Raw genomic sequence first — 16487 nt, 5'->3', positions numbered from 1 at the left:
TGGAATGAGGCCCACGCTTGCGCGCGGGCCGTGAAGATTCAGTTCGGTGCGGCGACGTGGAGCGAGGCGTGGCGCCCGCGGGCGCTGCGGCCCACGTCGCGTTTTGCGGTCTTTGCAACCCGGAGACCGCGGCCGCGGTCCCCAGGTGAGGCGGTGACTCGGTACGAGCCCGTGCGCTTCATGTCGTGGCGGTCAGCGCAGGCCGGTTTCGTTGCGCGCGATCACCAGGCGCTGGATCTCGCTGGTGCCTTCGTAGATTTCGGTGATCTTGGCGTCGCGGAAATAGCGCTCCAGCGGCATTTCCTTGGAATAGCCCATGCCGCCATGGATCTGCACGGCCTGGTGGGCGATCCACATCGCCGCTTCCGAGGCGGTGAGCTTGGCGATCGCGGCCTCGTTGCTGAAACGGCCGCCGTTCTTGTCGGCCTGACCCTTCTGCCAGGCCGCGCGCAAGGTCAGCAGCAGGGCCGCGTCGAGCTTGCACTTCATGTCGGCGATCTTGGCCTGGGTCATCTGGAACGCGCCGATGGGCTGGCCGAAGGCCTTGCGCTCGCGCACGTATTCCAGGGTCTTCTCGTAGGCGGCGCGGGCGATGCCGATGGCCTGGCTGGCGATGCCGATGCGGCCGGCGTCGAGCACGCCCATGGCGATCTTGAAGCCGTGGCCTTCCTCGCCCAGCACGTCCTCGGGGCGGGCGACGTAGTCGGCGAACTCGATCTCGCAGGTGGCCGAGGCGCGGATGCCGAGCTTGGGCTCGGTCTTGCCGCGGTGGAAGCCCGGGCGGGCGGTGTCGATCATGAAGGCGGTGATGCCGCGCGCGCCCTTGTCCGGGTCGGTCATCGCGAACAGCACGATGTACTTGGCCACCGGGCCGGAGGTGATCCAGCTCTTCTTGCCGTTGATGACGAAGCTGCCGTCGGCCTGCTTGACCGCCTTGCAGCGCATGGCCGTGGCGTCGGAGCCCGACTGCGGCTCGGTCAGGGCGAAGGCGCCGATCTCACGGCCCTCGGCGATGGCGCGCACGTAGAGCTGCTTCTGCTCCTCGGTGCCGAACTTGAGGATGCCGTTGCAGAACAGCGAGTTGTTGACCGAGACGATGGTGGAATGGGCGGCGTCGCCGGCGGCGATCTCGACCATGGCCAGCACGTAGGACACCGGGTCCATGCCGGCGCCGCCGTATTCGGCCGGCACCTCGATGCCCATCAGGCCGTTCTCGCCCAGGGTACGGATGTTCTCGAGCGGGAACTCGCCGGTCTGGTCGTGGTGCTCGGCGCTGGGAGCAATCTTTTCCTGGGCGATACGGCGCGCCACGTCCTGGATCATCAACTGCTCTTCGGTAAAGCCAAAATCCACGTCGCCACCTCTGCTGGTTCGGGTTCGGAACGGTTTTCGCGCTGTCCGCCGCGCCCGATGGGGCGGCGTGCGGAACCGGCCGCGGCCCTTCCGTACGGCCGCGCCGCGAATTGTAGCCGCGCGGGCCGAATAACCCCACCTCCGGCGGCCGCGGTACCGATACCGCAGGCGGCGCGAGACTTGACCCTGCGGGGCGCAGGGAGGACACTTATCGCTATATCGCGATAGGTTGATGAAAGCTGGTTTGCGCACCGCATCCCGGTTCGCCACCCGCGCCGCTCGCGCCCCGCCCCAACTTACGACGCAAGAACCGCTATGGACCTGGAAGGCTGGTCGTCCCGACTCAAGGTATTCGCCGACGCCACCCGCGTGCGCCTGCTCGCCCTGCTGGAGCGCGAGGAGCTGACCGTGGCCGAGCTGTCGGCGATCACCCGGCTGGCCCAGCCGCGCGTGTCCACCCATCTGTCCAAGCTCAAGGAAGCCGGGCTGGTGCGCGACCGCCGCGCCGGCGTGTCGGCGTACTACCGTTTCGACGAGGGCGCGCTGGACCAGGCCCAACGCGCGCTGTGGCAGACCCTGAGCACCGGCAGCGACGACCCGCTGCTGCGCCAGGACGCCGAGCGCGTGGCCGGGGTGCTGTCGATGCGCGCCGCCGACCAGAACTGGGCCGACTCGGTGGCCGGCGACATGGAACGCCACTACTCCCCCGGCCGCACCTGGGAAGCGCTGGCGCGCTCGGCGGTGCCGCTGCTGCAGCCCGGCGACGTGCTCGACATCGCCTCCGGCGACGGCGTGCTGGCCGAGCTGCTGGCCCCGCACAGCCGCCGCTACCTGTGCCTGGACGCCAGCACCAAGGTCGTGGCCGCCGCCTCCGAGCGCCTGCGCCGGCTGGACAACGTGGAAGTGCGCGAGGGCGACATGCACGCCCTGCCCTTCGCCGACCGCAGCTTCGACCTGGTGGTGCTGATGCATGCGCTGACCTACGCCGAGCACCCGGCCCAGGCCGTGGTCGAGGCCGGCCGCGTGCTGCGCCCCGGCGGCCGCCTGCTGCTGACCAGCCTGGCCCGGCATGAGCACCGCGGCGCGGTCGCCGCCTACGGCCACGTCAACCTGGGTTTCAGCGAGAAGGAACTGCAGAAGTTCGTGGCCAAGGCCGGCATGGAGCTGGTCAGCTGCGAAACCGTGACCCGCGAGCGCCGGCCGCCGCACTTCGAAGTGATCGCCCTGATCGCGCGCAAGCCGATCGAAAAGGATATGACCGCGCGCAAGCCGGTGGACAGCGATAGCGACGCGCGCAAGCCCTCCAAGAAGGCCTGACCATGAAGACCCTGCCCTGGCTCAACCCCGCCCGCGCGCAAGCGCTGCAAGACGCGATAGCCGCGCGCATCCTGGTCATGGACGGCGCCATGGGCACCATGATCCAGCGCCACGAGCTGGACGAGAGTGCCTACCGCGGCGAACGCTTCGCCGCCGGCTACGACGCCCAGCACGTACCCGACGGCCACGCCCACGGCGAGGCCTGCGGCTGCTCGCGCGACCAGCGCGGCAACAACGACCTGCTCAGCCTGACCCGGCCCGAGGTGATCTACGGCATCCACGCCGAGTATCTGGCCGCCGGGGCCGACCTGATCGAGACCAACACCTTCAACTCGACCACGATCTCGCTGGCCGACTACGGCCTGGAGCACCTGGCCTACGAGCTCAACGCCGCCGGCGCGCGCCTGGCCCGCCAGGCCTGCGACGAAGCCGAGGCGCGCGACCCGTCCAAGCCGCGTTTCGTCATCGGCGTGCTCGGCCCGACCAGCCGCACCGCCTCGCTGAGCCCGGACGTGAACCGCCCCGGTTACCGCGCGGTCACCTTCGACGAGTTGCGCATCGCCTACCGCGAGGCCACCGACGGGCTGATCGACGGCGGCGCCGACGTGATCATGGTCGAGACGATCTTCGACACCCTCAACGCCAAGGCCGCGGTGTTCGCGATCGAAGAGGCCTTCGAAGCGCGCGGCGTGCGTCTGCCGCTGATGATCTCCGGCACCATCACCGACGCCTCCGGTCGCACCCTGTCGGGGCAGACCGCCGAGGCCTTCTGGTACTCGCTGCGCCACGTCCAGCCGCTGGCCATCGGCCTGAACTGCGCGCTCGGCGCCAAGGACCTGCGCGTGCACGTGGACGTGCTGTCGCAGGTCGCCGACGCCTACGTCAGCGCCCATCCCAACGCCGGCCTGCCCAACGCCTTCGGCGGTTACGACGAGACCCCCGAGGACATGGCCGCGGTGCTGCGCGAGTTCGCCGACGCCGGCCTGCTCAACCTGGTCGGCGGCTGCTGCGGCACCACGCCGGCGCACATCGCCGCGATCGCACAGACCGTGCAGGGCCTGCCGCCGCGCGCGCTGCCGCGCCTGGAAGCGGCGGCGTGACTTGCATGCCCTGCGGACGTCATTCCCGCGAACGCGGGCTCCGCTTTACTTCGGCGGAGCCGAACATCCAGGGCTTTATCGCGACATGACTCTGAAGTCTCTGGATTCCCGCCTTCGCGGGAATGACGAGCAAAAACCGATACCGAATCCAAGCCCCCAATGACTCACGCCCTCCCCCGCCAAACCCGCCTCAGCGGCCTGGAGCCGCTGCAGATCACGCCCGAAAGCAACTTCGTCAACGTCGGCGAACGCACCAACGTCACCGGCAGCGCGCAGTTCAAGAAGCTGATCCTGGAAGGCCGCCTGGACGAGGCGGTGGCGGTCGCGCGCCAACAGGTCGAGAACGGCGCCCAGGTCATCGACGTCAACATGGACGAAGGCCTGCTGGACTCCGAGCGGGCGATGGTCGATTACCTCAACCTGATCGCGGCCGAGCCGGATATCGCGCGCGTGCCGGTGATGGTGGACAGCTCCAAGTGGAGCGTGATCGAGGCCGGCCTGAAGTGCCTGCAGGGCAAGGGCATCGTCAATTCGATCTCGATGAAGGAAGGCGAGACCGAGTTCCTGCGCCAGGCGCAGCTGGTGCGCCGCTACGGCGCGGCGGTGGTGGTGATGGCCTTCGACGAGGTCGGCCAGGCCGATTCGATCGAGCGCAAGGTCGAGATCTGCTCGCGCGCCTACGAGCTGCTGACCCAGCGCATCGGCTTCCCGCCCGAGGACATCATCTTCGATCCCAACGTGTTCGCGATCGCCACCGGCATCGAGGAGCACAACAACTACGCGGTCGACTTCATCGAAGCCACCCGCGAGCTCAAGCGCCGCTTCCCCTACAGCCACATCTCCGGCGGCGTCTCCAACGTCTCGTTCTCGTTCCGCGGCAACGAGGTGGTGCGCCAGGCCATCCACGTAGTGTTCCTGTACCACGCCATCCGCGCCGGCATGGACATGGGCATCGTCAACGCCGGCGCGCTGCCGCTGTACGACGACCTAGACGCCGAACTGCGCGAGCGGGTCGAGGACGTGGTGCTCAACCGCCGTCCGGACGGTACCGAACGCCTGCTGGAGATCGCCGACCGTTACAAGGGCAAGAAGGGCGAAAAGAAGGTCGAGGACCTGGCCTGGCGCGAGCGCCCGGTGCGCGACCGCCTCAGCCATTCGCTGGTGCACGGCATCGATCAATGGATCGAGGAAGACACCGAAGCGGCCCGGATCGAATCCACGCGCCCGCTGGACGTGATCGAAGGCCCGCTGATGGCCGGCATGAACGTGGTCGGCGACCTGTTCGGCGCCGGCAAGATGTTCCTGCCGCAGGTGGTGAAGTCGGCACGCGTGATGAAGAAGGCGGTGGCCTACCTGCTGCCCTACATCGAGGCCGAAAAGCTGCGCACCGGCGATGCCGGCAAGTCCAACGGCAAGATCGTCATGGCCACGGTCAAAGGCGACGTGCACGACATCGGCAAGAACATCGTCGGCGTGGTCCTGGCCTGCAACAACTTCGAAGTCGTCGACCTGGGCGTGATGGTGCCGGCACAGACCATCCTGGACCGGGCCCGCGCCGAGAACGCCGACCTGATCGGCCTGTCGGGCCTGATCACGCCCTCGCTGGAGGAAATGAGCCACGTGGCGCGCGAGATGCAGCGCCAGGGCTTCACCATGCCGCTGCTGATCGGCGGCGCCACCACCTCGCGCGCGCACACCGCGCTGAAGATCGACCCGCACTACAAGTCGCCCACGGTGTGGGTGAAGGACGCCTCGCGCGCGGTCGGCGTGGCCCAGTCGCTGATCTCGATCGAGCTGCGCGAGCCCTTCGTCGCCGCCAACGCCTCCGACTACGCCGAAATCCGCGAGCGCCACCGCAACCGCGGCGACGGCAAGCGCCTGGTGTCGCTGGACAAGGCGCGCGGCCAGCGCTACGACGGCGGCTGGAGCGACTACGCGCCGCCGGCGCCGCTGCGCCCGGGCCTGCACGTGTTCGACGACTACCCGCTGGCCGAGCTGGTCGACTACATCGACTGGACGCCGTTCTTCAACACCTGGGAACTGGCCGGCCGCTACCCGGCGATCCTCACCGACGAGGTCGTCGGCGCCCAGGCCAGCGAGCTCTACCGCGATGCGCGCGCCATGCTGGCCAAGATCGTCGAAGAGAAGTGGATCTCGGCCAAGGCCGTGTTCGGCCTGTGGCCGGCCAACAGCACCGGCGACGACGTGGTGCTGGGCGGCGAAGCCGCGGGCACGGTGCTGCATTTCCTGCGCCAGCAGGCCGACAAGCCCGCCGACCGCCCCGACTTCTGCCTGGCCGACTTCATCGCCCCGCAGGACAGCGGCCGCCAGGACTGGATCGGTGCCTTCGCCTGCACCGCCGGCCTGGGCATCGAGCCGCACGTGGCGCGCTTCGAGGCCGATCACGACGACTACAACGCGATCCTGCTCAAGGCACTCGCCGACCGCTTCGCCGAGGCCCTGGCCGAGCGCCTGCACGAGCGCGTGCGCAAGGAGTACTGGGGCTACGCGGGCGACGAGACCCTGAGCAACGACGCCCTGATCGACGAAGGCTACCGCGGCATCCGCCCGGCGCCGGGCTACCCCGCCTGCCCCGAGCACAGCGAGAAGGCGACCATCTTCCGCCTGCTCGATGCCGAGACCAACGCGGGTCTGCAGCTGACCGAGAGTTTCGCCATGTATCCGGCGGCGGCGGTGTCGGGCTACTACTTCAGCCATCCGGGCAGCCAGTACTTCGTGGTCGGCCGGGTGTCCAAGGAACAGGTCGAGGACTACGCCCGGCGCAAGGGCGCGAGCCTGGCCCAGGCCGAGCGCTGGCTGGCCTCGAACCTGGACTACGACCCCGAATAAGACCGTTGCAGGGCGCGGTGAGCCGCAGGCGAACCGCACCGCTGCGCCGTCCCGGCCGGCTGGAGTACGATCCAGGCGATACCCGCCCGTGCCCCACCCGACCGAGTTCCTGCGATGAGCGAGCCCCTGCTGCTGCCCGACGAAGATGACAGCGCCGGCGCCTTGGGCAATGCCGCGTTCATCGAGAAATACGCCGGACCCGGCCGCATCGGCCTGTGCGGCGGCCGCGACTTCATCAACAAACTGATCCGCAAGGCGCAGGCGCCGCTGACCGCCGACGGCCACCGCAGCCTGTGGTCGCACGCATTCCTGTTCAGCGAGCGCCGCGTCGACGGCCACTGGTGGGTGATCGAGTCCGACCTGGACCTGCGCTACCGGCAGATCCGCCTGGGCGTGCAGGAAAACCGCGTCGATCGCTATTACGACGCCGACGCCTTCCCCAACATCGCCATCCTCGACTTCGGCCTGGACGAGAGCCAGCTCCGGCAGGTGCAGGTGGCCGGGCTGGACCTGCTGGCCGGCCTGTCCAGCTACTCGATCAGCGAACTGGTCGGCACCCTGATGGCCATGCACAGCCGCCGCCTGCGCCGCCGCAGCAACCTGCTGGCCAAGGAGGGCGCGCTGTATTGCTCGGCGCTGGTGCAGCATTGCTACGCGGCGGCCGGCATCGAGTTCTTGCCCGGGGTGCAGGGCAAGAACATCGCGCCGCACGATATCGACGAGTCGGCCCTGCCGCACCGCACGCACCGGATCCTGCGCGATCTGGGGGTGTCGACGGTGCGGGAACTGGGGCATGAGTGGAGCGAGCGGTTTGGCTGAGCGGCTGAAATCTGCCGCTCTCGATTGAAGCTCATCGCGAACTCGCGCCGCGATCTGCCACCCCGCGTGCCCTCACCCCAACCCGCACCCCGGCCCGACCGCGTAGCGGTCGGGCGTTCGGTGCAGCGCGAGCCAATGGCTCGCAAGCGCTGCCCCTCACCCCGCAAGCGGGAGAGTGGCTAAAGCAAAGCGGCGTCGAATGCGTCCCCTCTCCCGCTTGCGGGAGAGGGCTAGGGTGAGGGGGTGAGCGCAACGCGCGAATGCCGTTGACTTCAAACGCCGTTACCGCCCTCGCGGTCCCAATCGTCGGACCCGACGGGCGGCGCACAGGATGTGCGCCGTTTTTCGCTAGGCCAGGGATGGCCTATCGAAAAATCACCGCGCCTGCTCCGACCTCGCGCCGTACGGCGTCGAAATAAGTCTGCCCTTCTCTTTGGTTACTTTCTCTTGGGCGAGCAAGAGAAAGTGACCCGGCCGCTTGCGGGCGGAAGCTGTTGCTGTTGCTTCTAAGAGCAAATCCCCCTCACCCCCCCTTTTCCAAAGGGGGAAGACAAGCAGAGGCGGAAGCTGGGGAGCGAGGGTTGCGAGCTCAGGGCCGCTCCAGCCACGGCTGGACCACGTTGTAGCGCGCCACCGAGCAGGCCTCGAAACCGCCGCCCATCGCGTTGATGACGATGTTCTCCACGCAGGTGTGGTCCGCGGTGTTGCTGCCGATCGCCGCACGCGCGCGCACGTAGTCCATGGCCACGGTGTTGTGCACCAGACGGCCACGCGGCGAGTCGCGCAGGTAGATCACGTCGTCGCCCTCGGCCAGGAAATCCAGGAACTGGTTGCCGGTGAGCTGGGCTTCGGGCGAGTTCTCCAGCAGCGCGCCGCGGGTGCCGCGGTAGCCCACCACCACGTTGTTGATCAGCTGCACCTTGGGCAGGTTCGCGACCTCGATCGCCGGCGTCCAGGCCGGCATGTCGTGGTCGTTCTGTAGGTAGCCAACGATGCGATTGCCGGTCAGGCGCGTGCCCAGGTTCTGCGGGTCGCGGTTGCCGTTGACGGTGATCGGCCGGCCGGCGTTGATCACGGTGTTGTTGATCAGCTGGCCATCGAGCTGAACCTGCATCTGGATGCCCACCGGGTAGCCGTCGATACGGCAGTTGCGCACGACGACGTTGCTGGCCTCTTCCACCTCGATGCCGATATGGCCGTCGTAGGAATCGGTGCGCGAGATGGTCCGGGTCTTGCAATCCAGTTCGACGTTGGACGAACGGATCACCACCGCATGGTCGCGGTTGGCGTTGAGGCAGTACTTGCCCGGCACGTCGATGACGGAGTCGGTGGCGGCCAGCACGGTGTCGCAGGCCAGGGCGGCGTGGGCGCAGAGCAGGCCGGACAGAGCCAGGCCCAGGGTCGGAACGAAGCGCATGAATTCCCTCTCGAAACGATGTCGCACCGGTCGGTGCGGGGCCGCTCATCGGCCCGAATCCATCCTAGGCAAGGCGCATCTCAAAACCGGCGACGGACGCGACGCACTGCGCCGAAACGTGGCCTCGCTGCGCCGTTCCGAACCCGGCTACCGCCGAACCATACGTAATGGTATGGTTGGCTTCTGCCTCCCCTGCCCGCCGCCATGCACGAGCTACTGCTGTTCTCCCACGCCAACGGTTTTCCGGCGCCGGTGTACCGCGTGCTGCTGGACGCGTTGGCGGGGCAGCACCGCGTCGTCGGTCCCGAGCGCATCGGCCACGATCCGCGCTATCCGGTCAGCGCCGACTGGCCGCACCTGGTCGATGAACTGGTCGCGCGCATCCGCGCCGCCGCCGGCGACGCGCCGCGGATCTGGCTGGTCGGGCATTCGCTGGGCGGCTATCTCAGCCTGCTGGCCGCGCACGCGCTGCGCGACGATGCGCTGGGCGCGCGCGTGGCCGGCGTGGTCATGCTGGACTCGCCGCTGATCGCCGGCTGGCGCGCGCAGTTGGTGAGCCTGGGCCGCCGTACGGGCCTGGACAATCTGCTGATGCCGATGCGCGCCACCCTGCAACGGCGCAAGCACTGGCCCGATACGCAAGCGGTGCGCGAGCACTTCCTGGCCAAGCCCGCGTTCGCGCGCTGGGACCGGCGGGTGCTGGAGGACTACGTCGAACACGGCACCCGCGCGCGCGACGACGGCTCGCGCGAACTCGCGTTCGAACGCGAGACCGAATTCCACATCTACCGCAGCCTGCCCACCACCGCGCTCAGCGACCTGGCGCCGCAGCTGCGCGTGCCGGTGAGCTTCGTCGCCGGCCGCCGCTCGCGCGAACTGCGCCACGCCGGCCACGCCGCCACGCAGCGCCTGGTCGGTACGCGCTGGACCTGGGTCGACGGCAGCCATCTGTTCCCGATGGAACGGCCGCTGCAGACCGCGCAGGCGATCGCCGAGCTGATCGAACGCATGCGCGCGCCGCTGCCGGCCGTGGCCGACGCGGCCATGCAGGCCGCCTAGTCCGGCTCAGGGCGCAGCGGCGGCCGTCGCCGGCGTGCCCAGCGTCTGCAGGTGCGCGTCGAAGCTGGGCTCCAGCAAACGGTTGCCATGACCGCTGAGGTGGTCGCCGTCGAAGAACAGCGGTTTGCCGCCGGGCACCGCGGCGCAGGTCGCGCCCGGGCAAAGCACCGGGAACGGGTCCCAGACGCTGGCGCCGGGCAGTTGCGCGGCCACGCGCCGCAAGCCGGCCACGGCCGGCGCGCGGTAACGCTGCAGGAAAGCGCGGTCCACGCTCAGGCCGCGCGCGCAGATCGGATTGCCGCGGTTGAACCAGTCCGAGCAGCGGTACGGCGGAGCGCGGAACAAAGGCTTGGGCGCCTCGAACACGATGCGTACGCCGCGCTGCGCCAGCGGCAGCAGGCGCTGCACCGCGGCGGCCTCGCCCTGGCTGCGCGCGGCCTGCGCTTGCGGCCCGAACATGGCCTGCTCGGCCTGGGCTTCGTCGAACAATTCCCATTGCTCCGACAGCCGCGGCAAACGCAGCGTGGGCAGGAACAGCACGTCGCCCGCGCGGGCCTTGCGCGCCACGTCGGCCAGCGCCGCGTCGGCGTAGGCGCGGCAGGCCGGGTCGTCGAACTCGCGCCGGTTGAGCAGGCCCACCAGCGGGCAGCCGCCGGCGAAGTACAGCGTGGTGCTGCGCCCGCTGAGCAGGGTCGAGCGCTGCAGCAGTTCCGAATAGCCGCTGGCGTGCGAGTCGCCGGCCACGAACACCCGGCGCGCATCGGCCGGCGCATCGCCGCAGCCGCCGCGCTCGTAGACCCAGGCGGCCCCGCCTTCGATGTTGTCGGTGCGCGAGGCCAGCTTGCAACCCGGCCGCGCCGGATCGGTCTCGTCGCCGTAGGGGTACCAGTCGCGGGCGTCGCGCGCGACCACGCTGAGCGAGTAATCGTCGTGGTGGCGGGCGACGTGGCGGTAGACCGCGCTGGAGGCGAACACCACCAGCACCGCGGCGGTCACGAAGCGCCAGTTGCGCATGCGCACCAGCGGACCGGCATGGCGCAGCGGCCGCTCCACCCAGCGGTACGAGGCCGCCGCCAGCGCGCAGGCCAGCACGAACGCCAGCGCGCGCGTGCCCGCCGATTCCAGGCCCACGGTCCAGCGGAACAGCACGAACACCGGCCAATGCCACAGGTACAGCGAATACGAGACCTTGCCCACCGCCACCGCGGGCGTGGTCGAGAGCAGACGCCCCAGCCAGCCGCCTGCGCCGCCGGCATACAGCAAACCGAGCAGGCCCAGGCTGCCGACCACCGGCCACAGGCCGTCGGGCCAAGGCGAATGGCCTGGACGCGCGTAGGCGAAGCCGGCGGCGATGGCCAGCACCGACAGCGCCAGGCCGGCCGAGCGCCACCCCTTGGCCGCGGACGCGTCTGTGTTGCCCGTCGCACCGGTGTAGCCAGCCAGGGTCAGGCCCTGATACAGCAGCACGCCCGCGCCCAGCTGCCAGAAGCGGCTGGTGCTCAGATAGAAGGCCTCGACCGTGCGGTTGCCCGCCGCATCGAGCATGCGCGCGTACCAAAGCGAGGCCAGCACGCCGGCGGCGAACAATGCCACCGACAGCCAGCGCTTGCGCGCACCAAAGCTCCAGGCCAGGAACAGCAGCGGGAACACCAGATAGAACTGCTCCTCCACGCCCAGCGACCAGGTGTGGGTGTAGGGATTGAATTCGACCTTGGGCGAGAAATAGTCGTTGCCGGTGGCGGCCAGGACGAAGTTGCTCAGGCCGAAGAAGGCCCAGCGCCCGGTATTGCGGCTGGTCTCGCTGAGCCAGGCTTCGGGGATGAACAAAGTCGCGGCCAAGCCGGTCAGCAGCAGGCAGACCACCAGCGCCGGCGCGATCCGGCGCAGGCGGCGCGCGTAGAAGCGCAGCAGCGATTCGAAAAACCCGACCCGCGGCAGCCGCGCCACCGAGGCGCTGACCACGAAACCGGAGATCACGAAGAAGATGTCGACTCCGGTGAAGCCGCCCGGCAGCCAGGCGGCGTCGAGGTGGTAGAACACCACCGCCAGCACGGCCACGGCGCGCAGGCCGTCGACGTAAGGAAGGTAGCCGGCCTGGCCTGCAGTCTCGTCGCGCATCGCAATCCGTCGCGGCCGGGCCGCATGGCGCCTGGGGCGCGGGGAAACTCACGGCGGCCGCAGGGCCGCCGCATCGTGGTTCACCAGACCAGGTCGTCCGGCACCTGGTACTGCGGATCGGCGTAGGGGTCGTCCTCGACCGGCGCATTGGGGTCGACCTTCAGCGCCACCGCCGGTGCGAACAGCGCCTCGGCTTCGGCCAACAGCGCCGCGGTCACCAGCACGTAGCGGCCGTCCATCTGCAGCACGCCCAGTTCGCCGGCATTGAGCGCCTTGAGTTGGTCCGGGGTCACGTAGACGCGCTTGATCTTGCCGCCGTAGGGGAAGTGGCGCGCGATCTCGGCGTCGGCCTGATTCAGGCCCTGGCCCTTGACCAGTTCGGCGAGCTTGGCGCGCGCCTCGCGGCGCTGGCGCGCTTCTTCCTGCTTGGCCTGCTCGGCGGCGATGCGCTCGTCCTTCTCGCGCTGGGCGCGGATGGCGTAGGCCTTGGCCAGGTCGATGTCCTCGCGCGTGCGCGGCTGCCCGGCACCGGGCTTGCCGCCGGGCCGGCCCTGCCCCGGGCGGGCGCCGCGGCGCTCGTCCTGGCGCGGCGCGCCGGGCTTGCCGCCGGCGGGCTTGCCCTGCGCGGGGCGGGCGCCGTGCGCGGGCTTGCCGCCCGGGCCGGGCTTGCCGTCGCGGCGGCCGCCGCCGCGCGCTTCGTTGCGCTCGGGGCGTTCGGGCTTGGGCGCGGGCTTGAAGCCCAGTCCCAACAACTGGTCGCGGAGGCTGTCGCTCATCGGTGCGTTCTGTGCGGCTGTCGTTGCATGCAACGGTGAAAGAGGAAAAACGTGAGGGCTCAGTAATGCGGCGGCGGCGGTTCGCTGGTGGCGTCGCCCAGGCCCGGCCCGCCGGAGGACACGGCCAGGCGCAGCTGGCGCAGTTCCTCCAGTGCGCGGTGCATGAGCAGCGCGTTGCGCGCCTCTTCGCTGCGAGCCGCGGCGAGCGCGTCGCTGAGCTCGCTCAGCGCGTGCTCCTGGAACGCGAGCCGGTTTTCCAGCTCGACCACGCGCTGCTCCAGGCCGCTGTCGGTCGCGCCGGTACTCATGGCGCGTCGCTGCGCAGCGAACGGCCGCGGCCGATGCCGTAATACGCCAGCCCCGCCGACTCGACCTCGTCGGGGTGGTAGAGGTTGCGGCCGTCGAAGATCACCCCGTCGGCCAAGGCCTGGCGCACGCGGGCGAAATCCGGGCTGCGGAACTGCTTCCACTCGGTGACCACGACCAGGGCGTCGGCGTCGGCCAGGGCCGCGCGCGCGGAATCGCACAGCACCAGGTCGTCGCGCTCGCCGAAGATGCGGTGCGCCTCTTCGGCCGCTTCCGGATCGTAGGCGCGGACCTTGGCACCGGCCTCCCACAGCTGCGCCAGCAGGCGCCGGCTCGAGGCCTCGCGCATGTCGTCGGTGTTGGGCTTGAACGCCAGGCCCCAGACCGCGAAGGTCTTGCCGCGCACGTCGTCGCCGTAGTGGCGCTGGATCAGTTCGAACAGATGGCCCTTCTGGCTGTCGTTGACCGACTCCACCGCTTCCAGCAAGCGCGCGCGGTAGCCGCTGTGCTGCGCGGTGCGCGCCAGCGCCTGCACGTCCTTGGGAAAGCAGGAGCCGCCGTAGCCGGCGCCGGGATAGATGAAGTGCCAGCCGATGCGCGGGTCCGAACCGATGCCCTGGCGCACCATCTCGATGTCGGCGCCGACCTGCTCGGCGATGTTGGCGATTTCGTTCATGAACGAAATCTTGGTCGCCAGCATCGCGTTGGCCGCGTACTTGGTCAGCTCGGCCGAGCGCACGTCCATGACCACGATGCGCTCGTGGTTGCGGTTGAACGGCGCGTACAGACGCTTGAGCTTTTCCACCGCCACCGGGTTGGACGAGCCGACCACGATGCGGTCCGGACGCATGCAGTCGTTGACCGCATCGCCTTCCTTGAGGAATTCGGGATTGGAGGCCACGTCGAACGCGACCTCGACGCCGCGCTGGGCCAGTTCCGCGGCGATCGCGGCGTGGACCTTGTCGGCGGTGCCCACCGGCACGGTGGACTTGTTGACCACGATCACCGGCCGCTCGATGTGGCGGCCGATGGTGCGCGCCACCGCCAGCACGTACTGCAGGTCGGCGCTGCCGTCCTCGTCCGGCGGCGTGCCCACGGCGATGAAGATCAGGTCGCCATGGGCGATGCCCGCGGGCGCATCGGTGGTGAAATGCAGGCGGCCGGCGGCGTGGTTGGCCTTGACCATCGGTTCCAGGCCGGGCTCGTAGATCGGAATCACGCCGCGGGCCAGGCCCTCGACCTTGGCCGCGTCGATGTCGACGCAGACCACGTCGTGGCCGACATCGGCCAGGCAGGTGCCGGTGACCAGACCGACGTAGCCGGTGCCGAAGATGGTGACGCGCATGCTCAGCTCTCTCTGTCTTGCCGGGGTGTTGCTCGCTCTACGCTACGCAGGCGCCCGGCCCCGCCGGACGCCCGCATGGCCTTCGCGCTTACTTCTTGCCGCCGACGATATCCAGCAGCTCCACGTCGAACACCAGCACCGAGTTCGGCGGGATCGGGCCGGTCGGCTTTTCGCCGTAACCCAGCTTGCTGGGAATCCACAGCTTGAACTTGCTGCCCACCGGCATCAGCGCGATGCCTTCCTGCCAGCCCGGCACCACCTGCGGCAGCGGGAATTCCACCGGCTGGTTGCGCTCGTAGGAGCTGTCGAATTGCTTGCCGTCGATCAGGGTGCCCTTGTAGTGCACGCGGACCATGTCGGTGGGCTTGGGCTTGGGGCCCTTGCCTTCGGTGAGGACCTGGTACTGCAGGCCCGAGGCGGTGGTGACCACGCCCGCCTTCTTGCCGTTGGCGGCCAGGAAGGCCTCGCCGTCGGTCAGGTTCTTCTTGGCCTCGGCCATCATCTTGGCGATCTGCTTGGCCTGGATCTTCTGCGCGAACGCATCGCGCACTTCGCCGGCCTGCTTCTCGTCCATCAGCGGCTTCTCGCCGGCCAGGACGGTCTTCATCGCCTTGTTGATGGTCTCCAGGTCGATCTCGTCCTTGGCCATCTCCAGCGACTTGGCGATGTCCATGCCGATCATGTAGCTGACCTGCTCCTTCTCGGTGGCCAGGCCCGGGATGGCCTTGACGTCGGCCTTGCCTGCTTCCTTGCCGGCTTCGGCGGCGGGCTTGGCCGCGTCGCCCTCGCCGGGCTTCTTGTCGCAGCCGGCGGCGAACAGGACCACGGAGCCCAGGGCGAGCGCGAGGGCGGAATGACGCAGGTAAGGCTTCATCGGAACGGAACTCCTGGGAGGCCGGGCGCGCTGGGCGGCCAGGCTGGAATCGGGGGAGCCGCCAAGGTGCCAGCGGCCAGCTGAACGTTTCGGGTAACGCAGGCACGGCGTATCCGGCGCGAACGCGCCGGATACGCTAGGACCTCAGAGGATCTCGACCAGTTCCACGTCGAAGGTCAGGGTCGCGTTCGGGCCGATGCTCGGCGGCGCGCCCTTGGCGCCATAGGCCAGCTCGGCCGGGATCCAGAAGCGGAACTTGCCGCCCACCGGCATCATCGCCACGCCCTCGGACCAGCCCTGGATGACCTGGTTGAGGCCGAAATCGGCCGGCTGGCCGCGGTCGTAGGAGCTGTCGAACACGGTGCCGTCGAGCAGGGTGCCCTTGTAGTGCACGCGCACGCGGTCGCCCGGCTTCGGACGCGCGCCCGAGCCCTGGCGCAGCACCATGTACTGCAGGCCCGAAGCGGTGGAGAACACACCCTTGACCGCCTTGTTCTTGGCCAGGAAGGCGGCGCCTTCGGCCAGGTTCTTGTCGCCGGCGGCCTTGGCGTCGGCTTCCATCTTGCCGCGCATGCGCTGGCTGAAGGACTCCAGCACGGTCTTCTGCTCGTTCTCGGTCAGCAGCGGCTTGCCGCCGTCGATCACGGTGCGCACGGCCTGGATCAGCACCGGGGTTTCGATCTCGGCCTTAATCGGGGTCAGCGAAGGGCCGACCATGTAGGCGCCGACCAGCTGGCCCACCTTGTCCTTGGCCACCGCCGGCGGGGCCGCGCCCGGCGCGGCGCCCGGCACGGCCTTGCCGTCGCGCGCCATCACGCGCGCGCGCAGGGCCTGGTCGGTGGCGCGCGCTTCGTCTTCGCTCAGCAGCGGCTTGCCGCCGTCGAAGGCGTTGCGCACGGCCTTCTCGAAGGCGGCCATGTCCAGATCGGGGCCCACCGGCTTGATCGAATTGCCGACGTCCATGCCGATGGCATAGCTGAGTTTCTCGCGTTCGCCATTGAGCACGGTCTTGTCCTGAGCGAGCGCCGTGCTGCCGATCAGCGCGGTCGCGGTGGTGAGGAGCACGGCGGCGCCGCGCACGAAAGCCTTCATCGGGTCCCTACTCCTGTGGTTCTGTTATGACGCCCGGGGTACGGGCGCAAGCCTGCCATTG

Annotated in this window: 12 protein-coding genes and 1 pseudogene; 5 read left to right on the top strand and 8 right to left on the bottom strand. The window is 69.3% G+C overall.

Annotated elements, in window-relative coordinates:
- Window positions 1-192 precede the first annotated feature (192 nt).
- Entirely contained in the window at window positions 193-1353 is a 1161-nt protein-coding gene (locus DX914_RS04555; RefSeq protein ID WP_115857855.1) for an acyl-CoA dehydrogenase family protein, read from the bottom strand.
- A gap of 315 nt (window positions 1354-1668) precedes the next feature.
- Between DX914_RS04555 and DX914_RS04550 the strand changes: the two genes are divergently transcribed.
- The 4 genes and pseudogenes from DX914_RS04550 to DX914_RS04535 all read left to right on the top strand — a co-directional run bounded on the left by DX914_RS04550 (window position 1669) and on the right by DX914_RS04535 (window position 7439).
- Window positions 1669-2670 (top strand): ArsR/SmtB family transcription factor, encoded by a 1002-nt coding sequence (locus tag DX914_RS04550; RefSeq protein ID WP_115857854.1) that lies wholly within the window; start codon window positions 1669-1671, stop codon window positions 2668-2670.
- A gap of 2 nt (window positions 2671-2672) precedes the next feature.
- The gene (locus DX914_RS04545; protein ID WP_115857853.1) at window positions 2673-3770 is read left to right on the top strand and encodes a homocysteine S-methyltransferase family protein; all 1098 of its coding nucleotides are present in this window, start codon (window positions 2673-2675) and stop codon (window positions 3768-3770) included.
- A gap of 144 nt (window positions 3771-3914) precedes the next feature.
- Window positions 3915-6620: pseudogene (metH, locus tag DX914_RS04540) on the top strand (methionine synthase); the annotation flags it as partial.
- A 114-nt stretch (window positions 6621-6734) separates the two neighbouring features.
- Complete coding sequence (locus DX914_RS04535; protein ID WP_115857851.1) at window positions 6735-7439, top strand: hypothetical protein; 705 nt, start codon at window positions 6735-6737, stop codon at window positions 7437-7439.
- 589 nt (window positions 7440-8028) lie between these two features.
- Here the strand turns inward: DX914_RS04535 and DX914_RS04530 are convergent.
- The gene (locus DX914_RS04530) at window positions 8029-8856 is read right to left on the bottom strand and encodes a right-handed parallel beta-helix repeat-containing protein (protein WP_115857850.1); all 828 of its coding nucleotides are present in this window, start codon (window positions 8854-8856) and stop codon (window positions 8029-8031) included.
- A gap of 204 nt (window positions 8857-9060) precedes the next feature.
- Here DX914_RS04530 and DX914_RS04525 point away from each other — a divergent pair, with 204 nt between their 5' ends.
- Complete coding sequence (locus tag DX914_RS04525; RefSeq protein ID WP_115857849.1) at window positions 9061-9915, top strand: alpha/beta fold hydrolase; 855 nt, start codon at window positions 9061-9063, stop codon at window positions 9913-9915.
- A 6-nt stretch (window positions 9916-9921) separates the two neighbouring features.
- Here the strand turns inward: DX914_RS04525 and DX914_RS04520 are convergent, their stop codons facing one another.
- The 6 genes from DX914_RS04520 to DX914_RS04495 all read right to left on the bottom strand — a co-directional run bounded on the left by DX914_RS04520 (window position 9922) and on the right by DX914_RS04495 (window position 16426).
- Complete coding sequence (locus tag DX914_RS04520) at window positions 9922-12033, bottom strand: acyltransferase family protein (protein ID WP_115857848.1); 2112 nt, start codon at window positions 12031-12033, stop codon at window positions 9922-9924.
- Between the two features lie 80 nt (window positions 12034-12113).
- Window positions 12114-12809, bottom strand: a complete 696-nt coding sequence (locus DX914_RS04515; RefSeq protein ID WP_115857847.1) for a DUF2058 domain-containing protein — start codon at window positions 12807-12809, stop codon at window positions 12114-12116.
- 59 nt (window positions 12810-12868) lie between these two features.
- Window positions 12869-13117: a SlyX family protein gene (locus tag DX914_RS04510; RefSeq protein WP_115857846.1), complete on the bottom strand. Its 249-nt coding sequence runs from the start codon at window positions 13115-13117 to the stop codon at window positions 12869-12871.
- Complete coding sequence (locus DX914_RS04505) at window positions 13114-14460, bottom strand: UDP-glucose dehydrogenase family protein (RefSeq protein WP_115857845.1); 1347 nt, start codon at window positions 14458-14460, stop codon at window positions 13114-13116. Before DX914_RS04505 ends, DX914_RS04510 begins: the two co-directional genes overlap by 4 nt.
- 88 nt (window positions 14461-14548) lie before the next feature.
- Complete coding sequence (gene bamJ, locus DX914_RS04500; protein ID WP_115857844.1) at window positions 14549-15334, bottom strand: BamJ family beta-barrel-assembly machinery protein; 786 nt, start codon at window positions 15332-15334, stop codon at window positions 14549-14551.
- 144 nt (window positions 15335-15478) lie between these two features.
- The gene (locus tag DX914_RS04495) at window positions 15479-16426 is read right to left on the bottom strand and encodes an FKBP-type peptidyl-prolyl cis-trans isomerase (RefSeq protein WP_115857843.1); all 948 of its coding nucleotides are present in this window, start codon (window positions 16424-16426) and stop codon (window positions 15479-15481) included.
- Window positions 16427-16487: the final 61 nt, after the last annotated feature.

It is taken from the genome of Lysobacter silvisoli (assembly GCF_003382365.1).
In the GTDB taxonomy this organism is placed as follows: Bacteria; Pseudomonadota; Gammaproteobacteria; order Xanthomonadales; family Xanthomonadaceae; genus Lysobacter; species Lysobacter silvisoli.
Note: the sequence above shows the minus strand (reverse complement) of the source record. Positions and strands in the feature narration are given on the sequence as shown.